The sequence below is a fragment of the Variovorax sp. 01T439_2 genome, from assembly GCF_056398445.1.
Window position 1 is genome coordinate 1 of the sequence record NZ_JBFTPJ010001081.1, and the last position, 1,824, is coordinate 1,824.

Here is a 1,824-nt window from a genome sequence, read left to right on the forward strand (position 1 = left end):
GTGGGAGTGGTCTTCATGGTGCCTCCGGATGAAATTCCCTCGATCGTAGGCAGCGAGGCTGTCAATCGGCCTTCAGCGCCTTCGGGGTAAACACCAGGGCCTGTGACCCGGCTGGCAGAATCCGGGCGGGCGGCACTGCTGCCTTTCACACCCATGACCTACCTTCGCAGCGTGCTCTTCGAAAGCGGCTCCATCAGCTGCCAGCTGGCCACGCTGGAGTCGGCCGAGCCCGGCTGGAGCCCGCCTTATCGCGTGCAGGGGCCGCGCCTGCTGCTGCCGCTGAGCCAGCGCTTCGAATGCCGGCTGGGCGCGGACGCCTTCGTCTGCGATCCCGCGGCCGCGTTGTGGCTGTCGCCCGACGGACCCTACCAGTTGAAGCACCCGATGGCGGGCCAGCGCAGTGTGGTGGTCACGCTCGTCGAAGACCTGGCGCCGGCGGGCCGGGTGTTCCTGCCGCTGGGCGGCCAACTGCTGCTGCGCCAATGCCTGCAGGCCCATGCGATGCAGGCGATCGATGCGCTCGAGGTGCAGGAGCATCTGGCCGGCCTGGTCCAGAGCGTGCGGCCGGCCGATCGGCCGGCGCCGCCGAAGGTCCACCGTGCGGTCGAACGCGCCCGCGACTACATCGCCGCGGCACCGGAGCGCAGCGACACACTCGACGAGATCGCCAAGGCGGTCCATTGCTCGGCCTTCCACCTGGCGCGCCGCTTCCGCATGCACACGGGAACGAGCCTGCATGGCCTGCGCAACCAGCTGCGCATGACGCTCGCGCTCGATCGCCTGCGCGAAGGTGAGCCAAGCATCAGCGCGCTTGCGGCCGACCTGGGCTTTGCAAGCCATGCGCATTTCACGGTGGCCTTCCGGCGCGCCTTTGGCATGGCACCGAGCCAGATGCGCACGAATCTGGAAGCGCGCCGCCTGCATTGACCGAACACTGCGGGCTTCGCATTCAACGGAGCCAACAGATGACGGTCAATGTGCGCGTTTCAGCCGGCCTGGCCGCCGGCGTGGCCTCGGCGCTGATCGCGGGCATCTGGCAGGTGGCCACGCGCCATTCGACCACCACCACCATCGCTCCGGCCGACCTGGCGATCCTGCGCTACGGCATACCGGCGATCGTGCTCATGCCCGTGTGGCTGCGCGTCGGCCTGCTGCCGCGCGGGGTGCCGCTGCGGTGGCTGACCGGGATGGTGCTTGGCGCGGGGCTGCCTTTCGGGCTGGTGGCGATGAGCGGCACCAGGTTCGCCCCGTCGGCGCACATGGGTGTCTTCATGGCGGGCGCATGTCCGCTCTTTGCCGCGGGCCTGGCCTGGATGTTCTGGCGCGAACGCCCGGACCGCGCGCGGGCGCTCGGCCTGGTGTTCCTTGCGGCGGGCATCGGCATGCTGGGGGCGGGCAGTTTTCGCGGCGCCGATGCGGGCGCCTGGCGCGGCGATCTGCTCTTTCTTCTTGCGGCCGCGTTGTGGGCCGGCTTCACGCTGTCGTTCAGGCGCGCCGGCCTCGGCGCATGGCAGGGCGCGGCGGTCGTCAGTGCGTGGTCGGCGATCCTGCTGGTGCCGTGGCTGCTGTGGCGGGGCGGAACAGGCCTTGCCGATGCGCCGCTGCGCGACGTGCTGTGGCAGGCGCTGATGCAGGGCGCGGTCGCGGGCTTGCTGGGGCTGTGGATCTTCGGCGCGGCCGTTGCGCGCCTTGGCGCGTCGCAGGCGGCGGCGTTCGGAGGGCTGGCGCCGGTCTTCTCCGCGTTGGGCGGATGGTGGTGGCTGGCCGAGCCCGTCATGGGCATCGACCGGATCGCGATTGCCAGCGCCGTGATCGGCGTGACGC

The 1,824-nt window shown here is 70.6% G+C and carries 2 protein-coding genes; both read left to right on the forward strand.

The features are described from left to right. Positions 1-153 precede the first annotated feature (153 nt). Positions 154-927: a helix-turn-helix transcriptional regulator gene (locus AC1DOC_RS32125; RefSeq protein ID WP_478083375.1), complete on the forward strand. Its 774-nt coding sequence runs from the start codon at positions 154-156 to the stop codon at positions 925-927. Between the two features lie 38 nt (positions 928-965). Then, positions 966-1,824, forward strand: an 859-nt coding sequence (locus tag AC1DOC_RS32130) for a DMT family transporter (protein WP_478131381.1), incomplete at its 3' end; no start/stop codon positions are given.

What these genes read in the sequence shown, in the direction of transcription:
- AC1DOC_RS32125 (WP_478083375.1), top strand. Translation starts at nt 154, where the DNA reads ATGACCTACCTTCGCAGCGTGCTCTTCGAAAGCGGCTCCATCAGCTGC.